Source organism: Pseudogracilibacillus sp. SE30717A, assembly GCF_037071985.1.
GTDB lineage: Bacteria > Bacillota > Bacilli > Bacillales > Amphibacillaceae > Pseudogracilibacillus.
On sequence record NZ_JAXHDF010000012.1, the window covers coordinates 1 to 20587 of the forward strand.

Annotated in this window: 21 protein-coding genes; 7 read left to right on the forward strand and 14 right to left on the reverse strand. The window is 36.2% G+C overall.

Annotation, left to right across the window (positions count from 1 at the left end):
* Nucleotides 1–82: 82 nt before the first annotated feature.
* The 3 genes from SPD48_RS17060 to SPD48_RS17070 form a co-directional block, all read right to left on the reverse strand.
* Nucleotides 83–2050: an acetate--CoA ligase gene (locus SPD48_RS17060; protein ID WP_336259334.1), complete on the reverse strand. Its 1968-nt coding sequence runs from the start codon at nt 2048–2050 to the stop codon at nt 83–85.
* A 218-nt stretch (nt 2051–2268) separates the two neighbouring features.
* Nucleotides 2269–3183: a choline kinase family protein gene (locus tag SPD48_RS17065; protein WP_336259335.1), complete on the reverse strand. Its 915-nt coding sequence runs from the start codon at nt 3181–3183 to the stop codon at nt 2269–2271.
* 120 nt (nt 3184–3303) lie between these two features.
* Nucleotides 3304–4251, reverse strand: coding sequence for a threonine ammonia-lyase (locus SPD48_RS17070; protein WP_336259336.1), 948 nt, complete (start codon nt 4249–4251; stop codon nt 3304–3306).
* Nucleotides 4252–5021: 770 nt separating this feature from the next.
* Here SPD48_RS17070 and SPD48_RS17075 point away from each other — a divergent pair.
* Both SPD48_RS17075 and SPD48_RS17080 read left to right on the forward strand, forming a co-directional pair.
* Nucleotides 5022–5495, forward strand: coding sequence for an ASCH domain-containing protein (locus SPD48_RS17075; protein WP_336259337.1), 474 nt, complete (start codon nt 5022–5024; stop codon nt 5493–5495).
* Nucleotides 5485–5937, forward strand: a complete 453-nt coding sequence (locus SPD48_RS17080) for a DUF6843 domain-containing protein (RefSeq protein WP_336259338.1) — start codon at nt 5485–5487, stop codon at nt 5935–5937. The genes SPD48_RS17075 and SPD48_RS17080 overlap by 11 nt, the downstream gene beginning before the upstream one ends.
* A gap of 3 nt (nt 5938–5940) precedes the next feature.
* Here the strand turns inward: SPD48_RS17080 and pgeF are convergent, their stop codons facing one another.
* The gene (gene pgeF, locus SPD48_RS17085) at nt 5941–6699 is read right to left on the reverse strand and encodes a peptidoglycan editing factor PgeF (protein WP_336259339.1); all 759 of its coding nucleotides are present in this window, start codon (nt 6697–6699) and stop codon (nt 5941–5943) included.
* A gap of 132 nt (nt 6700–6831) precedes the next feature.
* Nucleotides 6832–7434 (reverse strand): kinase, encoded by a 603-nt coding sequence (locus SPD48_RS17090; RefSeq protein ID WP_336259428.1) that lies wholly within the window; start codon nt 7432–7434, stop codon nt 6832–6834.
* Nucleotides 7435–7598: 164 nt separating this feature from the next.
* On the opposite strand from SPD48_RS17090, the gene SPD48_RS17095 reads away from it, so the two are divergent.
* Nucleotides 7599–8150 carry a YusW family protein gene (locus SPD48_RS17095; protein ID WP_336259340.1) on the forward strand — a complete coding sequence of 184 codons (552 nt, stop codon included), beginning with the start codon at nt 7599–7601 and terminating at the stop codon, nt 8148–8150.
* 164 nt (nt 8151–8314) lie between these two features.
* On the opposite strand, the gene SPD48_RS17100 is transcribed toward SPD48_RS17095, so the two are convergent.
* The 9 genes from SPD48_RS17100 to SPD48_RS17140 form a co-directional block, all read right to left on the reverse strand.
* Nucleotides 8315–8713 (reverse strand): GyrI-like domain-containing protein, encoded by a 399-nt coding sequence (locus SPD48_RS17100; protein ID WP_336259341.1) that lies wholly within the window; start codon nt 8711–8713, stop codon nt 8315–8317.
* Between the two features lie 119 nt (nt 8714–8832).
* On the reverse strand, nt 8833–9891 hold the full coding sequence (locus SPD48_RS17105; protein WP_442962172.1) for a CapA family protein: 1059 nt from the start codon (nt 9889–9891) through the stop codon (nt 8833–8835).
* 461 nt (nt 9892–10352) lie between these two features.
* Entirely contained in the window at nt 10353–11318 is a 966-nt protein-coding gene (locus SPD48_RS17110) for a D-ribose ABC transporter substrate-binding protein (protein ID WP_336259343.1), read from the reverse strand.
* Nucleotides 11319–11644: 326 nt separating this feature from the next.
* Complete coding sequence (locus tag SPD48_RS17115) at nt 11645–12580, reverse strand: ABC transporter permease subunit (RefSeq protein WP_336259344.1); 936 nt, start codon at nt 12578–12580, stop codon at nt 11645–11647.
* Nucleotides 12570–14081 (reverse strand): sugar ABC transporter ATP-binding protein, encoded by a 1512-nt coding sequence (locus SPD48_RS17120; protein WP_336259345.1) that lies wholly within the window; start codon nt 14079–14081, stop codon nt 12570–12572. Before SPD48_RS17120 ends, SPD48_RS17115 begins: the two co-directional genes overlap by 11 nt.
* A gap of 12 nt (nt 14082–14093) precedes the next feature.
* Nucleotides 14094–14756 (reverse strand): ribulose-phosphate 3-epimerase, encoded by a 663-nt coding sequence (locus tag SPD48_RS17125; RefSeq protein WP_336259346.1) that lies wholly within the window; start codon nt 14754–14756, stop codon nt 14094–14096.
* On the reverse strand, nt 14749–15423 hold the full coding sequence (locus tag SPD48_RS17130) for a transaldolase family protein (protein WP_336259347.1): 675 nt from the start codon (nt 15421–15423) through the stop codon (nt 14749–14751). The genes SPD48_RS17125 and SPD48_RS17130 overlap by 8 nt, the downstream gene beginning before the upstream one ends.
* A gap of 31 nt (nt 15424–15454) precedes the next feature.
* Complete coding sequence (rbsK, locus tag SPD48_RS17135; protein WP_336259348.1) at nt 15455–16402, reverse strand: ribokinase; 948 nt, start codon at nt 16400–16402, stop codon at nt 15455–15457.
* A gap of 54 nt (nt 16403–16456) precedes the next feature.
* Nucleotides 16457–17449 (reverse strand): LacI family DNA-binding transcriptional regulator, encoded by a 993-nt coding sequence (locus SPD48_RS17140; protein ID WP_336259349.1) that lies wholly within the window; start codon nt 17447–17449, stop codon nt 16457–16459.
* Nucleotides 17450–17589: 140 nt separating this feature from the next.
* Between SPD48_RS17140 and rbsD the strand changes: the two genes are divergently transcribed.
* The 4 genes from rbsD (at nt 17590) to SPD48_RS17160 (ending at nt 20570) form a co-directional block, all read left to right on the forward strand.
* On the forward strand, nt 17590–17988 hold the full coding sequence (gene rbsD / locus SPD48_RS17145; protein ID WP_336259350.1) for a D-ribose pyranase: 399 nt from the start codon (nt 17590–17592) through the stop codon (nt 17986–17988).
* Nucleotides 17989–18022: 34 nt separating this feature from the next.
* Entirely contained in the window at nt 18023–18769 is a 747-nt protein-coding gene (locus tag SPD48_RS17150) for a glutamine amidotransferase (protein ID WP_336259351.1), read from the forward strand.
* 204 nt (nt 18770–18973) lie between these two features.
* Nucleotides 18974–19438 carry a hypothetical protein gene (locus tag SPD48_RS17155; protein WP_336259352.1) on the forward strand — a complete coding sequence of 155 codons (465 nt, stop codon included), beginning with the start codon at nt 18974–18976 and terminating at the stop codon, nt 19436–19438.
* Nucleotides 19439–19799: 361 nt separating this feature from the next.
* Nucleotides 19800–20570 (forward strand): VLRF1 family aeRF1-type release factor, encoded by a 771-nt coding sequence (locus SPD48_RS17160; protein ID WP_336259353.1) that lies wholly within the window; start codon nt 19800–19802, stop codon nt 20568–20570.
* The last annotated feature ends 17 nt before the right edge of the window (nt 20571–20587 follow it).

The window sequence follows — 20587 nt, forward strand, 5'->3', positions numbered from 1 at the left end:
AGACTGCAAAAATAATTTGCAGTCAATTTATTCCTCTTTAGAGAAGCCTTCTACTCTCACAATCTTTTTTTGAAAATGATTCTTATCCCACAATCCCGCGCTCTTTCACAACCTCTTTAATATGTTCGACAGCGCGTGGATCCTCAAGTCCAGTAATATCGCCTGTAATCTCTCCAGTCGTCGCGACTTCTTTCAATAAACGACGCATAATCTTTCCGCTGACAGTTTTCGGTAATTCACTAACGACAAGCACTGTTTTGGGCAGTGCAATTTTACCAATATACTCCGCAATATTTTCTCGAACTGCCTGGTGTAACTCTTCCGTTTCCTCAAACCCTTCTGCCATCCGAACGAAAATAAACGGTACTTCCCCTTTAATGGCATCAGGAATACCAATTACCGCAACTTCTGAAACACCTGGAACTTCCAGTACTGCACTTTCCATCTCCATCGTACTTAACCGATGTCCGGCGACATTAAAGGAATCATCGGAACGGCCGACCACCCAAAAATGCCCATCCTCGTCAACAAGGGCGAGATCGCTCGTAAAATAGTTCCCTTTTACTTGACTGTAATATGAACTATAAAAACGATTTGGCTCTTTCCAAAGTGTACGGCATAACATTGGAAACGGTTTTCGAATAACTAAATTACCTAACACTCCAGGCTCAACAGGCTTCCCATTATCGTCAACTACCGCCACATCGACCCCTAAAAACTGAGCACTTGCAGATCCAGCCTTCATCGGTGATAACCAAGCTGCACCAGCAAGCGGGCATCCTGCTGTTTCTGTTTGGCCCCAAGTGTTGTTTACATAGATTTTTTTCTGTCCCAATACTTCATAGGTCCAGTTCCATGTTTCAGGATCGAATGGCTCTCCTACAAGTGTGATGACATCTAAACAATTTAAATCAAATTTTTCTAGCGTCTTATCGCCTAAACTTTTCAACATCCGTAATGCAGTTGGCGCAGTAAACAGCTTATTCACCCGATACTTTTCAATCATCTGATAAAAACGATCCTTGGAAGGATAATCGATTGCCCCCTCATACACTACTGTTGTTATTCCATTTGCGAGTGAACCAACAATCCCCCAAATATGCATCGTCAGCCACCCGATATCAGCTGAGCACCAAAAAACATCATCGTCATGATGATCCATATGGTATTTCGCATACATATAATTTTGAATCACAAAAGCCATTCCTGAGTGAACAACCCCTTTAGGCTTTCCTGTCGTCCCACTCGTATAAAAGACAATTCCTGGATCATTTGCTTCCACTCTTTCTGGTTCACAAATAATCGATTGATTTGAAACTAGATCATGCCACCAATAATCACGGCCCTCTTTCATCGGTATATCTGTTCCTAAACGATTCACGACAACGACCGCTTCCACAGATGGAATATCTTCAACAACCTGGTCTACTTTTTCCTTCAGTGTGATCACATTGCCTCGTCGTGGTGTTGCATCCGTTGTCACAATCACTTTCGGTTCAAAATTGATAAGACGATCCTTTAATGCGTTTTTAGAAAAGCCAGAAAAAATGGCATTGTAGACTGCCCCAATTCGGAAACATGCCAATACTGCAATAAAAGATTCTGCGAGATTCGGCAAATAAATGGCAACCCCATCGCCCTTCTTAACTCCCAACGATCTTAATGCATTGGCAAAACGATTTACTTCAGCAAGGAGCATATTATATGTATAAAACGTTGAATCTCCATTTTCACTCTCCCAAATAAGTGCCGTTCTGTTCCCAGCGCCATTCTCTATATGACGGTCCAATAGATTTATAGAAGGATTGCTAATCCCTCCTATGAAAAATTTAAAATCTGGAAGCTCACCTTGTAATGTTTCTGTCCAAGGTTCATACCACTCAAGCTCTCGTGCTACCTGATCCCAGAATGCAATCGGATCCTCCTGAGATTCTTTCAATAACTTATGATACGCTTCGCTGCTACCAATAGAAGTTGCACCTGATTTTTCCTTGTTCGGAAAAATAAGCTTACTATTATTTACGACTTGTAAAATCCCAGTTTCATCCACAAATAAAATCCTCCCTATCTCTTTTTGATTTTCAAGTAATTATTTATATTTTCTAATTATTATACGGAATATTACGAGTAATGCAAAGTCATGTTGCGATATTATTTAAGGTGGAGTACAGATTTTCTATATGAATGCTTTTCGTTAACAGGCGCCATCCATAATCGATTACTACGCTTCTACTACATTAACAAACTGTCGTGTCATACGGCAGTATCTTAGTTATATAATCTATGATATAAGTTAATGTTTTCTTTCGCTCGCCTAATATGATATTGGCCATAAGCTCCATATTCGTCTGGATGAACTTTTTGATCTCGGTCTGCTTTTTTCTCTTTATAAAACGACCATAAGCACCATAAATAGTCTTGGAAAATTTTATGTAGCATAATCCTTTGTTTCTCTTCGTTTGTTGGCTCACGTTTTAAATAATTTTGTAGAAAAAACATTTCTTCTTCCTCAGTAAATTGAACCGACAAAAAGAATGTTGCTATATCCCACAGTGGATCAAACATTCCACTATATTCCCAATCGATTAAAAATAGTTTCCCATTTTCACCGAGGATGATATTTTCACTTCCAGAATCGATATGGCATGGTACTTCTGTTACTTGAAAAGAGTCATAAACTTTTTTTAAAGCCAATACATCCTTTTTTAAAGTAAATAGCTTCTCAATGATATGTGTATTCTCCTTTTTGACCAGATTTTCATAATGAAAGATTAGAGTAAACAACTCAAAACGATTTTTCATTACTATCTTAGACTGATGGAGATGTTTAAATAAGGCAATAATTTGCTTGGTCATTTTTCTTTCCCTTGCAAATTGAGGGGTCATCAATGTAGGATCTTTAATTTTTCGAGTAATCTTTAGTCCGCTTTGTTCATCAAAATATATCAACTCCGGATTTATACCGAGTTTAGTTCCGAATATTAAATTATTTTTTTCGTTACGTCGATCAATCAGTTCTATTGTTCCCTTACCTGGAATTCTGACAACAAGTTCCTCTCCATTTACAGTAACAAAATAACTAATATTCGTTACCCCGCCAGGTGTTCTTTTTAAATCAGTAATAACGGAATCTGATTTTTTCAACGTATTCTTAATTAAATCTGACATTTTCTTTTTATCCAACCAAATCGCCCTTTCTGATTTTTAGGAGAATCCAATAAAAAAGAGCCTGAGTGGCTCTTAATGCTTTAAAAGTTCTTATATCATAAGGTTGAATTGCTCTTATTATATCATATCTTTTTTCTATCCTAGCAATGTCGACAATTGCTCAACATCTACGTTTCCGCCAGAAATAACACAGGCAACTTTTTTTCCTGTTTCATTTAATTTTCCATTCATCGCAGCTGCAATCGTCACGGCGCTAGAAGGTTCTATCACTTGCTTCATCCGTTCATAAATAAATTTTAGTGCCACACGTATTTCATCTTCACTTACCAACAACAGATCATCCAAGTATTTTTGCAAAACAGGAAACGTCATATCTCCTGGTTGGCTCGTTCGAAGTCCATCCGCAATTGTTGACGTCGGCGGGATACGTGTAATGGTGTTGGCTTTTAATGATAAATACGTATCATTTGCAGTATCTGGCTCTATCCCGATGACTCGTACATTAGGGTTCGATTCCTTCACCGCTGCCAGCACACCAGAAATTAATCCCCCACCTCCTACAGGAACTAGAATCATATCGACGTCCGGTACCTGTTGTAAAATTTCCAGTCCCACCGTTCCTTGTCCAGCCATAATGAATGCATCATCATACGGTGGAATAAACACCCCACCTCTCTCCTCAGCCAATTCTATTGCTCGCGGTATGCGTTCTGCTGACGTTGTACCACATTTTTCAATTTGCCCATTGTATGCCTGTATCGCTTCTATTTTACATCGAGTTGCATCTTCTGGAACAACAATACACGCGGGTATACCGAGCTGATTCGCAATATAAGCAACCGCTTGTCCATGATTTCCTGATGAAGCTGCCGTAATAAATGTTGCTCCTTCCTTTACAGCCTGTTTCACTTTGTTTGTTGCTCCACGAATTTTAAAGGATCCTGTTTTTTGCAGATGCTCTGCTTTTAAAAACATATTATTTCCACAAATGCCATCCAACTGTTCCGATGTAAATATCGGGGTCACCTTCGTAATATCTTTAATACGTTCTCTTGCTTCCTGTACGTTCGCTAATGTAATCACGATTTAACCTCCATTTTTACGTTGTTTTTTCTCACCTATTTTTCGTATTTTAATTGTTTTCAATCTACTTCTTTTCAAAACACATTTCACATATTAATTTGCCGTTATTGCTGAGGTATGCTTTAATTTCTGTCATTCCTTTTATTGTAGGATATTTCATTTTACATATACTTCTTCATTTCCTTTAATATCTTTTCCACAATCCGAAAAATTTGGCCTCATATTAAACATACCTTACTTCCAATACATCCTTCCTGTTGTTGAATTATATTGTACAACTATTCCCCTCTTTTTCAAAAATATAGGAAAACTTGAGCGTGACGGAATGACTAGTGTCTATTCGTTACACTTCTTTCGGAGATCCGCCGAGTTGTGGCATGATTAGCACTTATTCATTACACTTCTTGCAGAGATCCACCAAGTTGTGGCATGATTAGCACTTATTCGTTACACTTCTTGCGGAAGCCCACTGAGTTGTGGCATGATTAGCACTTATTCGTCACACTTCTTCCGCAGATCCACCGAGTTGTGGCATGATTAGCACTTATTCGTTACACTTCTTGCAGAGATCCACCGAGTTGCGGCATGATTAGCACTTATTTGTCACACTTCCTACGGTGATCCGCCAAGTTAGAGTATGATTACTTTCTCATATATAAAACGTACGAATATCTATGTTACAATAAATACTAATCAGATGAGGAGTTTATCACCTCGCTTCTGTTGCTGCAAAAAATGTTAGCAATATAAAAAGAGAGTAGGATAATTAGATGAAAAATGAGTCTGCCATCCAGTTATGGGAGGAATATAAAGAAATAAACCGACAAACACCTGAAGATTACGATGTATGGGCTTTTGGTAATTCAAAAGCAATGGCTGATGAGCTCGCTGAACTCGTATTAAGCGGAATCAAAACCGCAACCGCCTCTAATTATATTTTATATGAACTTGAAAATGAAAAACTGCCTTATCCAGGTCTTTTCAATATCATTTTAAATGGTAATGAAGAAGCAGTCGCCATTATCGAAACAACAGATATTGAAATTATTCCCTTTAATAAAGTAACAGAAGAGCATGCATATTTGGAAGGAGAAGGAGACCGATCGCTAGATTATTGGCGTGATGTACATGAAAAGTTTTTTGAAGAGGAGTTTTCTTCCATAAATCAGACCTTTGATGAAACGATGCTCGTTGTTTGTGAACGATTTAAAGTCGTGTATACGAAAGAAACCAATGAAAATTAAAATCGGGTTTACTATTTTCATATTGCTCGTTGTTATCTTTGCCTTTATCCTCATCAATGACAATCGAAAAGGAGTTGACCAAACCTATTTATTACCGCTGAATTACGAAGGCTGTGTCATCATCTATTATGATATAGAAAATGCTCCTCCTCTTGAAATTGTCGATAATATGATCACCTATGAAGTTCCAAAAGATGGGATCATTGAAACCTCTTCCCCGATGGAATTCGGCTGGGTGAGCAGAAATCATTCCGGCAGCTATCAGTTACATGCATTTTATATCGACAAAAACGGGAACAAAGTTAGAGAATTAACGCACGACGAGATGCCTTTTGGCGCGACAGGTTCCATGGAGAGTGAAGAAAAGGAGCAACATTATTATATGCAATTTTTTGGTCCAGATGGTATTGAAAATAAAGGATGCCCGGCGGCAGAGTTTTAACTGTTATTTCCTCATGATAAAGCTGAGGTGCCGCCCGGTTCCCTTATTCTCTCGGTGTGAGAATCCATCATCACTTTTATAAGTGCACGTAGAATCGATAAATATTTGAGCAGACCAAATACCTTCCATTTCACATTGCTTTTTCACTATTTTTTGATTATCGATATGGTATTTTTTCGTTTGTGCATTATACTTAATGAATTCATCCGCATAGCCAAGTGCGGCAAATTTCTTATTTACATCTTCATCTACTTCAAATTTTTCCTGATTGATCGCCGAACCGATATATACGAAGAATCCTTCTGGATTACAATTTTCCTCTTTAACCAAATGGTGAAACAATTTCCGCGTAATCTCTTTTACCGTCCCTTGCCAACCTGAATGAACTACACCGATTAAACCACACTTCACATGATAAAACATAATCGGAACACAATCTGCTGTAAAACTGGACAACACGATATTAGGTTCTATTGTGTACAAGGCATCTGTATTTTGAATCGCATCTTGCAATGACGTAGTCCCTCTTCCTTTATCTGCTGTTGTCACCTTAGCAAAATTTGCACTATGCGTCTGATTCGCACATACAAATTGATCCAGCTCAACATGTAGAAAATCAGCAAGCTTTTTACGATTGTTTATTACTTGTTCAGGATGGTCTGTTACATGAAGTGCCATATTATTCTCATCGGGTGCTATTAAGTCTTTTAATGTCATACCAGCAACAAAACGGTCATTTTGGACATAAAGCTTCGTTTTCATTTCATCACCTATTCCTTTAATGCTTATCTTCATTCTAACATGGTTTTAAGTATAAAAAGATATTGAATTTGAATGAGACCAACTTTTGTTAGCTAATCAAAGGTCAAGCACACCCAATACTAATACGGTTACTTATTTATATGGGTCATATACTAAATCTGCAATTTCCATTGGTTTTACTATGTCCAAATAATGTTTTTCACCTAACCAATATCTCCTTTGATACTTATTAAGTCTCGTTTCATAAGTCCCTATATATAAATCACGGTTTAATACTCTCTCATGTCTCAATTCCTTGGGGCAGTCTAAATAAATAACAAAGTCATAAAACGTTCTCCATTCTTTTCTTTGTAAAAATATACCTTCAATAAGAACGATGCTATCAAATTCTACGATAATATTTTTAGTCGTAGTTGAATCGGTAGTACTTTTATAAAAAGGTAAAATAATATTGTTGCAACTAGAATGTAGTGGCTCAAATAAATTAGTTATTAAGCTTTTCACATCCCATTGCAAATAATAGTATTCATACCATTCTGTCTGTCCAGTATGATATCGTTTATTTCTTTTAACAATATGGTCGTCTAGATGAAATGTTGCTACCTTGCAGTTATTATTAATTAATGCTTGTTTAATTCTTTTTAGAAAAGTTGTTTTTCCAGCCCCACCCAATCCATCTAATCCAACGATAAAAGGACGATGTATATGTGAACGTTTAGAAAATTGAAATAATATTTTTTTATCATCTCTTCATTCACCATTTACTCCAACCCCCTTAGCTTTTGCACCTCCTTAATTGCATATTAACATAGCTATCCAATCGACTTTTAAATATATTTTTTATTCATCGTTATTTTTATATAAGACATTGGTCATAATACAACTAGGAGGGAGAACAAATGAAACGAATTATTATTAATTTAGCTTCACTCGCGTTACTGTTAACAATCACCGCCTGCGGATATAATAATCAAGGACAGACAGGAACGAATACGAATAACGAGAGAAATGAAAATACGATTAATACGACAGAGGATGTCCGGCCAGATACAATGTCAAACGATGAAGATGCAACTTTTGACTATAATGCTACACAATACAATGACTATATGAAAGAAAAAATGGATGAGTTGAATTTTACCGCTATATCTATAGAGGTAAAATATTCAGACGGGAAAGAATTTGAAGCAAACATTGATCAAGACCGTAACGAGCCGATTGAAGCAGAGTTAGAAGATGAGTTAACGAATAATCACGTAACTGGAAAGGCAGCATTCGATCAGATTTATGTCAAAATAAAGGATTTAAATTTAAAAAGTGATAGCGAACAACAACATGTTATTGATCAAATTCTAAAAGCATTTGATTTACCTAAAGATTATTCGATCATTGATATAGATATTTTATTTAATGATGGGAACAAAATTGATATTGAAAAGAATAAGCAGTAGCACAACAGCTACTGCTTATTTCTCTTAATAGCACCAAGTTAGTGTTAAAACTTTATCATTACGACTAACTTTAGTTGTACTGATGTCACGTTCTTATTATAGTAATTGGGAACCGAATCTATTATTCTGTTGCAAGAATTATCGATTTTCTTAGTTTATCCGTTTTACTCTTTAACTGCTATATTAATCTCCACATCACCATTAGGATAATATTTTTCAAAATCATATGTATAAGCTCGTTTTAATTCTCCCGCTTCTTCCAGTTTCCAAATATGCTCCCAAGCCTTCAGAATACCTTGTTCATCGGAAGAATCCACGCGAAAAACATTATAATTCTCATTCTCAGGCAGTTCTATATCGTCGGAATCACTTTCTTTTACACAGACACTTAAAGAATAATCACCTTGATAATCACTTTCATAGCCATGATACACACCATATGTACTTTTATTATTATTCTCTAATTTAAATGAAGCTTCTTTCCAAAGTTCTTTAATTTTATTCATTATTTCAGGATCATTAAAGTTATTCGTACGAATACTGCTAAGTACTTTTAATTTCACAAGAACATTCCTCCCTTTTTAACCAATCAATTACTTGGTATATTACCATAAATAGGATTTAGTTGAAAGGTTATGCAGAAGTAAATTCAGATATATTCCAAAAATTATTCGTTAAAAAACTAACGAGTGTTAATGATATTACCTTCCTTGTCAATTTCTACATCAAAAGATATCGATTCAAGATATTGGAGCATATCTTGCTTCAAAGTCCCTTCGGCGGGAATGATCTGCCCATTATTGATCAAATACGGATCAAATGCAAGATTAATTTCCTTGCCTCTAAAAGTCGCTATTAGTAATCCGGATTCAGCAGTTCTCCCTGAAACATATGGTGGAAATAAAAAATTACCCAATGAATAAGCAACTGGCATACCGTCATAATATTCAAATCCCTGAAGCCAGTGTGGATGTGAGCCAACAATTAAATCAACACCTATTTCTCGCAATTCCTTTACATATTCAAATTGATAATCGGCAGGAATATTTGTTTGTTCCACACCCCAGTGAAAATAGACAATCACATAATCTGCATCCCCTTTTTGTTCCTGGATCGTCTGTTTTACCTCCTCCAAATCATACCCATTTGGTACACCAGGTTTTGTTTTTGTTGCCGCCCAAGTAAAATTTGGAAAATAGCGGACAAACGTAAAGAAACGAAACTTCTTACCTTTAAGAATTACTTCTTTAGATTGATAAGCTTCTTCTCTGTTTGCTCCTGCGCCAATCACTTCCATATTTGTTGCTTTTGCATGTTTAAGCGTATCAAGCAATCCCGGTTCCATATAATCTAATGTATGATTATTACCGATATTGAGCATTTTAAAACCGGCCCTTTCCATTGCTTCTAATGCTCTTAAATCGGAATTTATCCAGAATAATTGATCTGGATCTTTCGTATGAGGATTTTCCGTAAAAACAGTCTCCGCATTTATAAAAGAATAATCTGCATGTTGAACCGTATCTTTTACATACAAAAACGGATAATCATACCCTTTTTTTTCTAGAATCGGCTTCAGACCCCAATCAAACATTGTGTCACCTGCAAAGACAATCTTTATCTCTTCAGGAACTGCCAGTTTTTCTGGAAAGTCTTTTTTCTGTAATACTCTTTCAGACCCTTGTTGTTCAGAAACAGTCTGATTACTTTGCTTATCGGCATAACTTGTTAAAATGTTCATGTCGAATATAGAAATAGCTAGTAAAATAATGATGATAAAAGCAAGGCCCCGCTTAGTTTGATCTACTAATTTTGTTCTCACCCTTCTTTCTATCATTTTCTTTCCCCCAATTAATCTTTTCTCTTTAGGCATTCCTTGTATCGAAATTTTGGTAATACCTCAATCAACATAAGTATATGAAGGGATTGAAAATAAAGTACTTGAAATGAATTTGAATTAGGTTTCGCCGTACTTGAGAGTGTTAACAAGCATAGATCAATAGGCTACATGGACAACAAAAGGTTTCGATTATAAAAAACAATAATCAAAACCATTTTCTCGCTATATCTTTAAGATTTTTAAGTATGATCACTTAACTTTTTTACGCTAAAACTTTTGTACTTTATTTAAAAACAAACATGAACAGCCCCATGTCTACTGAACATGGGGCTGTTCAATTTAATTTTTCTGTTTTTACATTATTATTCTACTAATTCTAAATCAACTGGAACGAAGTCTTCTACAGGGTTTCCTGCTGCAACTTCTTTTACTACTTCAATTGCTTTTTCACTAATAAGTTTCGGTTGCTGAGCAACTGTTGCTTGCATGCGTCCTTCCTCTACTGCTGCACGAGCATCATCTGTTGCATCAAATCCTACTACGATTACATCATCTAGCATCCCTTGAGCTTCAAGTGCTTCAATTGCACCGAGCGCCATTTCATCGTTATGAGCAAAAACAGCAACGATATCATTATGGTTTTGCAAAATATTTTCCATTACGGAAAGACCTTCCGTACGGTCAAAATTAGCTGTTTGTTTTGCTGCTACTTCAATAGAGTCAATCCCATCAATAATATTGTGGAAACCTTCTCCTCTTTCAGTTGTCGCAAGAACTCCTGGGATTCCTTCAAGCTCAACCATTTTTCCGCCTTCATCGCCAAGTGCTTCGGAAATGAATACTCCTGCCATTTCACCACCAGCAATATTATCAGATGCAATATGAGCTTCTACTTCTCCACCAGCTGCACTTCTATCAATTGTAATTACTGGAATACCAGCATCATTTGCTGCTTCAATTCCTGCTACCACTGCTTCATCATCTGTCGGGTTAACTAAAAGAATGTCAATATCCTGCTGCAATAAGTCTTCAATATCATTGATCTGCTTTGAAGAATCATCTTGAGCATCGGCAATTACGATTTCAATTCCGTTTGCATCAGCTGCTTCTTCAGCTCCATCTCGTAAATCAACAAAAAATGGATTATTTAATGTTGAGATAGAAAAACCAACCTTTGTTCCTTCTGCTCCATCCCCTTTTGCTTCTTCCTGATTTTCAGTTCCTTCGTCCGACTCTTTGTCAGAACCAGAACCTGGTTGATCAGTTGAACATGCTGCAAGTGCAAAAATAAATACGAATGCTAAAATACTTACAAGCCACTTTCTCATACTTTTCTCCTCCTAAAAATTTTGTATATTTTTAATGAGTTTGGGTCATAAGCTAGAAAGAGTTATTGAAATACGAATGATTGCGCTTTTAATGGTCGCTACAGAAATATACTCCGCTTTCCGCCAGCGCTGATAAGCCCCTTTAGGCTTCGCCTTTCAGTGTCTTATCAAGGCTTTTCTTTTGGCAGGAGTCTCCGTATATTTCTTTTGCTACACTAAAATATTGTTCGTGTTTCATATCTCCTATTTTGTTCTGTCCCAACCTCTATTAAACAAATTTGGAAATGTATAAAGATTTAAGACAAAAGGTAGATCTATTAATTCTTTTAATTAGATCGACGGTCTAACATAACCGCAAATAAGATTACTGCACCTTTAACAATCTGCTGGTAAAAAGATGAAACATTTAATAAATTAAGTCCATTACTGATGACGCCGATAATAAGACAACCGATTAATGTTCCGGTAATTCTTCCTCGACCACCCATTAAACTTGTTCCACCAATTACTACAGCTGCAATAGCATCTAACTCATACATGGACCCCGCCGTTGGCTGAGCAGAATTTAATCGGCTCATTAAAATAATTCCAGCCAACACTGACAACATACCAGTGATCGCATATACTCCAATTTTTACATTATCTGTCTTTATTCCAGACAGTGTAGCAGCCTCTTCATTACCTCCGACTGCGTAAACTCTTCTACCGAATACAGTATTGTTTAAAACAAAATAAAGGATGATAAAAACAATAATCATGAAAATTACTGGAACCGGAATCCAAAAGAAATATCCTTTTCCAATCATTTCAAAGGCTGCACTGTCAGATAATCCAGTAATTGGCTTCCCGTCTGTATAGACAAGTGTTGCTCCTCTGAAAATAGTCATTGTTGCAAGTGTTGCAATAAACGGAGCTACTTTTCCTTTTGTAATAATAATTCCGTTAATCGCTCCCAGTACTAGACCTAACATTAATCCTAGACATATTGCTAAAATAGGGTCCATTCCAGTTGTGAGCATTCCTGCTGTTAATGCACTACCTAATGCCAGTAAAGAACCTACCGATAAATCAATACCAGCAGTTAAAATAACAAATGTCATACCAAAAGCAATTAATGCGTTAATGGAGATTTGGCGCAATAAATTTAAAATATTGTTAACGGTTAAAAAGTTATCATTTAAAACAGCTAAGAGAATGATCATTACAATTAGCCCAATGAGTGGACCTAGTTTTCCTATATTTGCACCTAACTTATTCTTCATTATTTACCCTCCCTGTTGCCGCGACCATGATTTTTTCCTGATTTGCTTCTTCGCGATTTAATATTTGAGTTACTTTTCCTTCATGAAGTACCATTATACGGTCGCTTACTCCAAGAACTTCAGGTAATTCAGATGAGACCATAATGATAGCGACACCATTTTCACTTAATTCGTTCATAATCGAGTAAATTTCCCTTTTGGCTCCAATGTCCACTCCACGAGTCGGCTCATCAAGAAGGAGGACTTTTGGTCTGATCCCGATCCATTTTGCAATGACCACTTTTTGTTGATTTCCACCACTTAACCTTTTTACTTCCTGACTCATTCCAGCTGCTCGTACATGTAATTTCTTCATTAATTCACTTACGAGTTTTGCCTCTTTTGAAGTGGAGACAATCCCTTTACTAGAGATAGATTCCATATTCGTTAAAGCAATGTTTTCACGAATGGAGGCATCGATAATAAGTCCTTTATCTTTGCGGTCTTCTGTTACGAATGCGAGTCCTGCACTTATGGCATCAACTGGATGTTTAATGACGAGCTCTTTTCCATTCAAAAATATCTTCCCATTACTTTTCTTTCGGTAACCAAAAATAGTTTCCATTATTTCTGTTCTTCCTGCGCCCATTAGTCCGGCTACTCCAAATATTTCTCCTGCTCTTACTTGAAAGTTAACTTTGTCAAAAAGATTCTCTAATTTTAAGTCTTTTACTTCGAAAACGACCTCGCCAACTTTCGTATTTCTTGTAGGAAATCGCTCCCCAAGCTCCCGACCTACCATCATGCGTACGATTGCATCAAACGATGTCTCTTTAATACTTTCGGTCCCGATGTATTCCCCATCACGCAGGACAGTGATTCGATCACAAATCTGAAAAATCTCTTCCATTCGATGAGATACATAAATGATACTGACTCCACGGCCTCGTAAGGAGTTAATTACTTCAAATAATATTTCAATCTCTCTATCAGTTAGTGCAGCTGTCGGCTCGTCCATAATAATTAATTCTGACTTTGTTGCAAGCGCTCTCGCAATTTCGATCATTTGCTGCTGACCTACAGATAAATTACCTGCAGGCTCATCCGGGTCTATATTTGTTACACCTAATTCTTTTAAACTAGCAAGGGTTGCTTCTTTCATTGCCTTTTTATTCAAAACACCAAATTTTCCATAGGTTAACTCTTTACCAAGAAACATATTTTGCGCAACTGTTAAATGAGAAATAATATTTAGCTCCTGATGAATAATATTGATTCCTCGCTCTTCCGCGTCCTTTGTGTTTGTAAAGGCAACTTCTTCTCCCTTTACTTTCACAGTACCACTACTCCGTGTATAAACTCCCGATAAAATTTTAATTAAAGTTGATTTTCCAGCTCCGTTCTCACCCATTAAGGCATGGACTTCACCTTTTTTGACATTAAAGTCGATATCTTTCAATACATGAACATCAGAGAACGATTTATTAATCTTAGACATTTCGACAAAATACGATTCAGTCATCACTCCACCTCCTCATATAAATAACTTTCGAACATTAGCTACCTTTTCTTCGTACGTTCCTTCCTTTTTATTAAAAAGTTGAGAAGTACCTAGTACAAATATATTAGCTCCTTTATCTACTAGATTAGGAATGGTTTTCTCATTGATATTGCCATCCACTTCAATCAGTGGTGGATGATCCAACTTGGCAATATGCTCCTGAAGTGTATCTAATTTTTCCAAAACTGAATAATTAAATTGTTGTCCAGCGAAGCCAGGATTAACTGTCATCATCAACACCATGGATATTTCTGATAAATAAGGAACAATTTCCTTTACTGGTGTTTCCGGACTAATTGCAATTGCCGGTTGAATATCGTGTTGTTGAAGCAATTGAATATCTTTCCTAACATCTTCAGTTGCTTCAATATGAAAAGATATATATTTTGGCTTAATTGGTGCGAACATTTCGATATACTTCGTTGGATTCACTGTCGCTAAATGGATATCTAACGGTATTGAAGTCGCATCTTTTATTTGCTGTAATACATAAGGACCCATTGCCAAATTGTTTACAAACACTCCATCCATTACGTCACAATGCAATAGTTCAATACTTGCTTTTTCTAAGTTGGACAATTCTTCTCTTAAATCAATTTGATCGGCACACATAATCGAAGCTGCAACTTTATGCATTTGTATGTCCTCTTAAAGAGCGTAATTTAGCAGCATCACTGTTAAACTTTTCGATTGCTTCAATTGCAAGTCCTTTATTTGCCATCGCTTCAAACAGTTCAAAGGATATTGTCGCTGTGTGTGCCCCTGCCGCTAAGATGTGTACAATTTGGTTCGTATTTTTAAAACTGGCAGCTAGTATTTTAGTTTGAATTTGTTGATCATTAAAAATTTGATGGATGTTTGCTATTACTTCATAAGGATTAATATTGTTATTTTCCATTCGATTTACATAAGGAGCAATATATTCACACCCTGCAAGAGCAGCAAGTAAGCCTTGTTCAGCAGAATAAATTGCTGTTGCTAACACATTGACATTTGGATAAGTATCCTTCATTTTACTGATTGCCTGAATCCCCTCAAAATGTGCAGGAATTTTAAGCGCAATGCGATCTGATTGAAATGTGTTTAAAATAGTTTCTGCATCTTTACAGATTTCTTCTACTGTCATTCCTTCTGTTTGAACAAAAACTTCTCCAGTTGTTACGGATAAAATTTCTTGAATCATTTCTTCCCTTTGCTTTCCTTCTTTCAATAATATGGAAGGATTTGTTGTTACTCCATTTAAAATGTTTAGTTGCATCGCTTTTTTCAATTCATCAATATTCGCAGTATCTAGGTATAACATCATTTAGCTCCTTTTTAAGGAAATTTTATTGTCATTTATTTGGTTGTAAATAATTAAGGAAGTTGTTCTCCTCTGTAAAAGCTATAATTTCATCCATCTTTGGGATACCAGCTTGAGCCCCATGCTTGGTAACTTTTAAAGCGGCAACGACATTTGCATAACTTGCAGCTTCTGGTAAACGTAGACCATCAATCAGTGCACTTGCCAATGCACCAGCAAAACAGTCACCAGCGCCAACTGTGTCAATTGCTTGAACATTAATTCCTTCAACAAAAGAAAGTTCATTGGAATCAAAAATATAGGATCCTGCAGCACCTAATTTTAATACACCTTGGTTTACTCCCTTTGCACGGAACATATCTGCTGCTTCTCTAGCAGACTGTTCATCTTTGACACGTATTCCTGTCAGTTCCTCCGTCTCGTGGATATTAGGCAATACTAAGTCGGCATAAGCTAGCATTTCATCTGTTACTTTATTAGCCGGTGCCGGGTCAAGAATAACTTTAATTCCTTTTTCCTTCGCTGTTTTCATCGCTTTTAAAACAGTTTTATAAGGTGTCTCCATTTGGGTTAGGAGTATTTTACAATCTTCTAGACGATGAATCGTTTCAGCAACATAATCGGGATCTAGTTCCCCATTGGCTCCTTCAACGTAAATAATTGTGTTCTCGGCTTCATCGTCTAAAATAATCGTTGTTTGTCCTGAACTGCTATCAGCAAGTCTTTTAATATTGGATGTATCTACATGATTCTTTTGTAAATCATTAATTAAGGAATTTCCATGGACATCTTGTCCTACACAACCAATCAATGTTACTGCTTTATTCTGCCTTGCACAGGCAATTGATTGATTCGCTCCTTTACCTCCTGGGAATTCCATTATTTTTTTTCCAAAAACAGTCTGACCTCTTTCAGGATACGTATCAACTGAAGTAACGATATCCATATTGATACTTCCAACTACACAAATTTTAGCCATGCTTTTTTCCTCCTAAAGGCACCAATCGTAAAATAGCTATCACGATTGTTTACATCATCTCATTGTAGACTCTCTTAATACGAGTTCGACATCTAGCTCATATTTTTTCGGTTCATTATTTTGTCCTTCTATCTGTTTTAACAACTCTTCCATTGCCAGTTCGCCCATATGGTAAGTTGGCTGTTGTATAGTTGTTATTCCCGGAACTGTCAGCCCACTCATATCAATTCCGTCGAAGCCTACAATTGCCAGTTCATTAGGTATTTTCTTTCCCCATTCATATGCAGCTTTTAAAGCTCCAATAGCAATTAAATCGTTCGAACAAAAAATACCATCTATATCTGGGTGGCGGACAAATAATTCTTTTGCCACTTGATAACCACTTTTCACACTGAACTCTGCCTTACCGATCCAGCTAGGATCAAACCAAGACTTATCACTGACAATATCACGGTAACCCCACATTCGATGAGTTGCGTTCAGTTCATCTTCTAATCCGCTAATATGTGCAATACGCGTGCACCCTACATCAACAAGATGCTGTGTTGCCTTCCTTCCACCTTCTCGGTTTTGTACTGTTATGGAAGTGAAATCATGATCGTCCAATACCCTATCCATCATCACTAACGGGATTCCTAACCTATCTAACTTCTGTAAATCTTCTTTTACGATATTATGTGAGCTAATAATCATTCCATCTACATATTGGGAACTTAATGAATTAATATAGTCAATTAATCTATCACGTCTATCATCTGTATTGCATAGAAGCACATTGTAACCATTGTCTCTGGCAATATCCTCAACTGCTCTTGCCATTTCAGGGAAGAATGGGTTAGTAATTGTTGGAACAATTAATGCAACTGCATAAGATCTTCGATTAGATAAACCTCTTGCAACCATATTTGGCGTATATGATAAATCTTTGATCGCCTGTAGCACAATTTCCTCTGTTTCTTTTCTGATTTTTCCCTTTTTGTTTATTACCCGGGATACAGTGGCGACAGAAACACCCGCTTTTTTTGCAACATCACGTATTGTAGCCAATTTTACACCTCCTGTAACCGGTTATACTAAAATACTTTACGTAACCGGTAACAATAAGGTAAACATTGAAATGTAACCGGTTATATTATATAATCTATAGGACAATTTTATTTTTGTCAATAACTTTGGAGGTGGATATCGTGAAGAAAATAGGAATTTTACATAATGAACTGGCGCAAGAGATTGCTAAATCAGGGCATCATGATAAGTTCGTTATCGGAGATGCTGGCCTACCTATACCCCCGGGAGTCAAATGTATTGATCTTGCTTTAATAGAAGGACAGCCAAGTTTTATGACAACATTGAAAGCGGTTTTACAGGAATTACATGTAGAAGAAGCAATTATTGATACAGAAATGGAAGAAGTAAGTCCTCACAAGAAAGAAGAGTTAGCCGAAATTGTAAAAAACAAGTTTCCTATTAAAGCAATTCCACACGCTGAATTGCAAGAAATCGCAAAAGAAGCAAAAGTAATTATTCGTACTGGTGAATTTACACCGTATTGTAATATTGTTTTAATCGCCGGTGTTTTATTTTAAAATCAAAAAACTTAAGGAAAGGATATGATTACATATGAAAATTTTAATAGCTGGAGAAACTTGGATTAAACATATTATTCACGTGAAAGGTTTTGATTCTTTTACAAACTCTGAATACGGGGAAGGGATTGGGTGGTTCAGAGAGGCAATGAAAAGCGGCAATATTGACATGGTTCATGTACCTAGTCATGATGTTGCAGAAAAATTCCCTTCTACATTAGAAGAATTAAAACAATATGATGCCGTAATATTAAGTGATGTTGGAAGTAACACAATACTTATGAACATAAATACTTTCACACACAGTACCGTTCAACCAAATCGGTTAAATTTGATTAAAGAATATGTAGAAGATGGCGGAGCCTTTGCAATGATTGGAGGATATATGTCTTTCCAAGGAATAGATTGTAAAGGTCAATATAAAGATACTGCAATTGAGGAAATTTTACCGGTGAATTTAATGAGCACTGACGATCGCTCTGAGCACCCTGAAGGCGTAAACTTTGAGGTAGTTCAGCCAGACCACCCTATTTTAAAGGGAATTCCGAGCGAATGGCCACATTTTCTTGGATACAATCGTCTAGAAGCAAAAGAGAATGCTGAGGTACTTGCTGAACATAATGGGAATGCATTTATTAGTGTAATGGAATATGAAAAAGGCAGAACTTTGGCATTTGCAAGTGATTGTGCTCCTCATTGGGGACCGAAAGAATTTGTTGAGTGGGAATATTACAACACATTTTGGGTTAATGTAGTCAAATGGCTAGCTAAAGAAATATAATATTGAAGATAAAGAGCTTGCAGAGAACTGCAGGCTCTTTTCATGGTTTGATAAGACTATGTAACATTTTCCCTCTAGTGTTATCTCTCGTCATATGAATTATACCTTTTTCTTTAACTGTTCTTATTATCCCGAACACTTTTTAACAACAATATGGTATCATTTTCATTGGCTATCCATATTACAAATTAAAAAGGTGACAAGATGAGTAAATGGTTTTTTATTAATCTAGTATTTCTGCTAGTTGCTTTATGGAAAATATTTTCGGGCTATATAGGAATTCATATTATTTTTGGTGCACTAGGTCTCTTTTTTTTCCTATATAATTGGACGAGACACGCCGTATTTTCTACCATTCGTTCTGATATAAGCAGAAAGCAAAAAATAAAGTTTGCAAAGCTTTCAAAAAAAGTTTTGCCGATCCATAAATATACTGGTACAGCAGCACTTATTTTCGTACTTATTCATGCCAGTTTCGTCATTTCTCTATTCGGCTTTCAATTTCAAAATCTTAAATTGCTTACCGGATTACTCGCAGGAATAGTGATGATTCTATTAGTTACTTCCGGCTGGATTCGCTGGTTTAAGACAACTTACACAATTCGTATTGTCCATTTAACATTAGGTTTCACACTGTTTGCCCTCGCTCTTCTACATATTATCCTGTAAGTAAAGATCGGAGGTCTATTCTCTAGGATTATCTGATACAATGAAGTTATTAATTTTATACATAAAAAGGAGGAGAGCAAGATTCCATATACACCAATCATTATAATTGCTATTATCGGAGTTATTCTTTTTATAATTGGTACACTTACTAAATTACGCTGGATGAATCTAATTGCTGTTTTTCTACTTTTGGTCGCTATCTGGCTAGTCATCAGTAAATTTTTAACGGGCATATAACTAAATAGCTCAAAGGGTTGTAACGGTGACTAACTTTCTAACTATAAAGAATCTTTTTACAATTCCCACTCATTTTTGTTACTATTGAGATACCATACTTAACTTAGTGAAAGGGGAATGTAATTTGAGGACGAAAATGGAACAGATTCACGAGGAAATAACAAAGTTGGATGGAAATGTTCTCTCCGTATACTTGAACACGAACCCTAGAAGTGAAGATTGGAAAATTCGTTTGAAAAATGGTTTGCGAAAAATGGAGGAGTATGTAGCTGCTTCAAATCCTGAACAAGTTAAGGAATTTAAAAAGATTTGTAAAAAAGTAGACACGACGATCAAAGACAATCAGACTTCTTTTACAAACAGTTTAATCTGTTTCGCTTCTGCAAAACATTTATATATTTATTATTTACAAATTCCTGTGGAAAATGATTTTCAGTGGAAGGAAGGCCCTGCAACAGAACAATTACATCATCTCTTTGAGCAATATTCAAAATCTGGAGTTGTTCTCATGCAGCGGGATAAAATAACATTAATCACCTCTTCACTAGGTGAACTGGTCCATGTTACTCATTACGAGTTTGATTTAGAAAAAGAAGATTGGAAACAATATAAAGGTGTATCTATTGCAAACGTTTACTCTAGCAGCGTGAATCATCGTGATAAATTCGATAGACGGATTCGAGAAAATCAAACGAGATGGTATAAACGAATAGTCCCAAGTATTGAGAAGTATGCACGAACACAAAAATGGAAAGACGTGCATTTAGCCGGACCTGCTGAGCTTACGAATGAAATGAAAAACTTATTAAAATTAAATATTACCGGTGAAACGACACGTAATTATTCTGGAAAATCAGCTTATGCTATATTAGAAAGAACGGTTTTAGCTCCATAACAATTGAAGTCCCACTT

Bases quoted from the DNA above. Each gene is read 5' to 3' on its own strand.
- SPD48_RS17075 (WP_336259337.1), top strand. From the start codon at position 5,022: ATGAAAAATGAGTCTGCCATCCAGTTATGGGAGGAATATAAAGAAATA.
- SPD48_RS17080 (WP_336259338.1), top strand. From the start codon at position 5,485: ATGAAAATTAAAATCGGGTTTACTATTTTCATATTGCTCGTTGTTATC.
- pgeF (WP_336259339.1), bottom strand. From the start codon at position 6,699: ATGAAAACGAAGCTTTATGTCCAAAATGACCGTTTTGTTGCTGGTATG.
- SPD48_RS17095 (WP_336259340.1), top strand. From the start codon at position 7,599: ATGAAACGAATTATTATTAATTTAGCTTCACTCGCGTTACTGTTAACA.
- SPD48_RS17105 (WP_442962172.1), bottom strand. From the start codon at position 9,891: ATGAACATTTTAACAAGTTATGCCGATAAGCAAAGTAATCAGACTGTT.
- SPD48_RS17110 (WP_336259343.1), bottom strand. From the start codon at position 11,318: ATGAGAAAGTGGCTTGTAAGTATTTTAGCATTCGTATTTATTTTTGCA.
- SPD48_RS17115 (WP_336259344.1), bottom strand. From the start codon at position 12,580: ATGAAGAATAAGTTAGGTGCAAATATAGGAAAACTAGGTCCACTCATT.
- SPD48_RS17120 (WP_336259345.1), bottom strand. From the start codon at position 14,081: ATGACTGAATCGTATTTTGTCGAAATGTCTAAGATTAATAAATCGTTC.
- SPD48_RS17125 (WP_336259346.1), bottom strand. From the start codon at position 14,756: ATGCATAAAGTTGCAGCTTCGATTATGTGTGCCGATCAAATTGATTTA.
- SPD48_RS17130 (WP_336259347.1), bottom strand. From the start codon at position 15,423: ATGTTATACCTAGATACTGCGAATATTGATGAATTGAAAAAAGCGATG.
- rbsK (WP_336259348.1), bottom strand. From the start codon at position 16,402: ATGGCTAAAATTTGTGTAGTTGGAAGTATCAATATGGATATCGTTACT.
- SPD48_RS17150 (WP_336259351.1), top strand. From the start codon at position 18,023: ATGAAAATTTTAATAGCTGGAGAAACTTGGATTAAACATATTATTCAC.
- SPD48_RS17155 (WP_336259352.1), top strand. From the start codon at position 18,974: ATGAGTAAATGGTTTTTTATTAATCTAGTATTTCTGCTAGTTGCTTTA.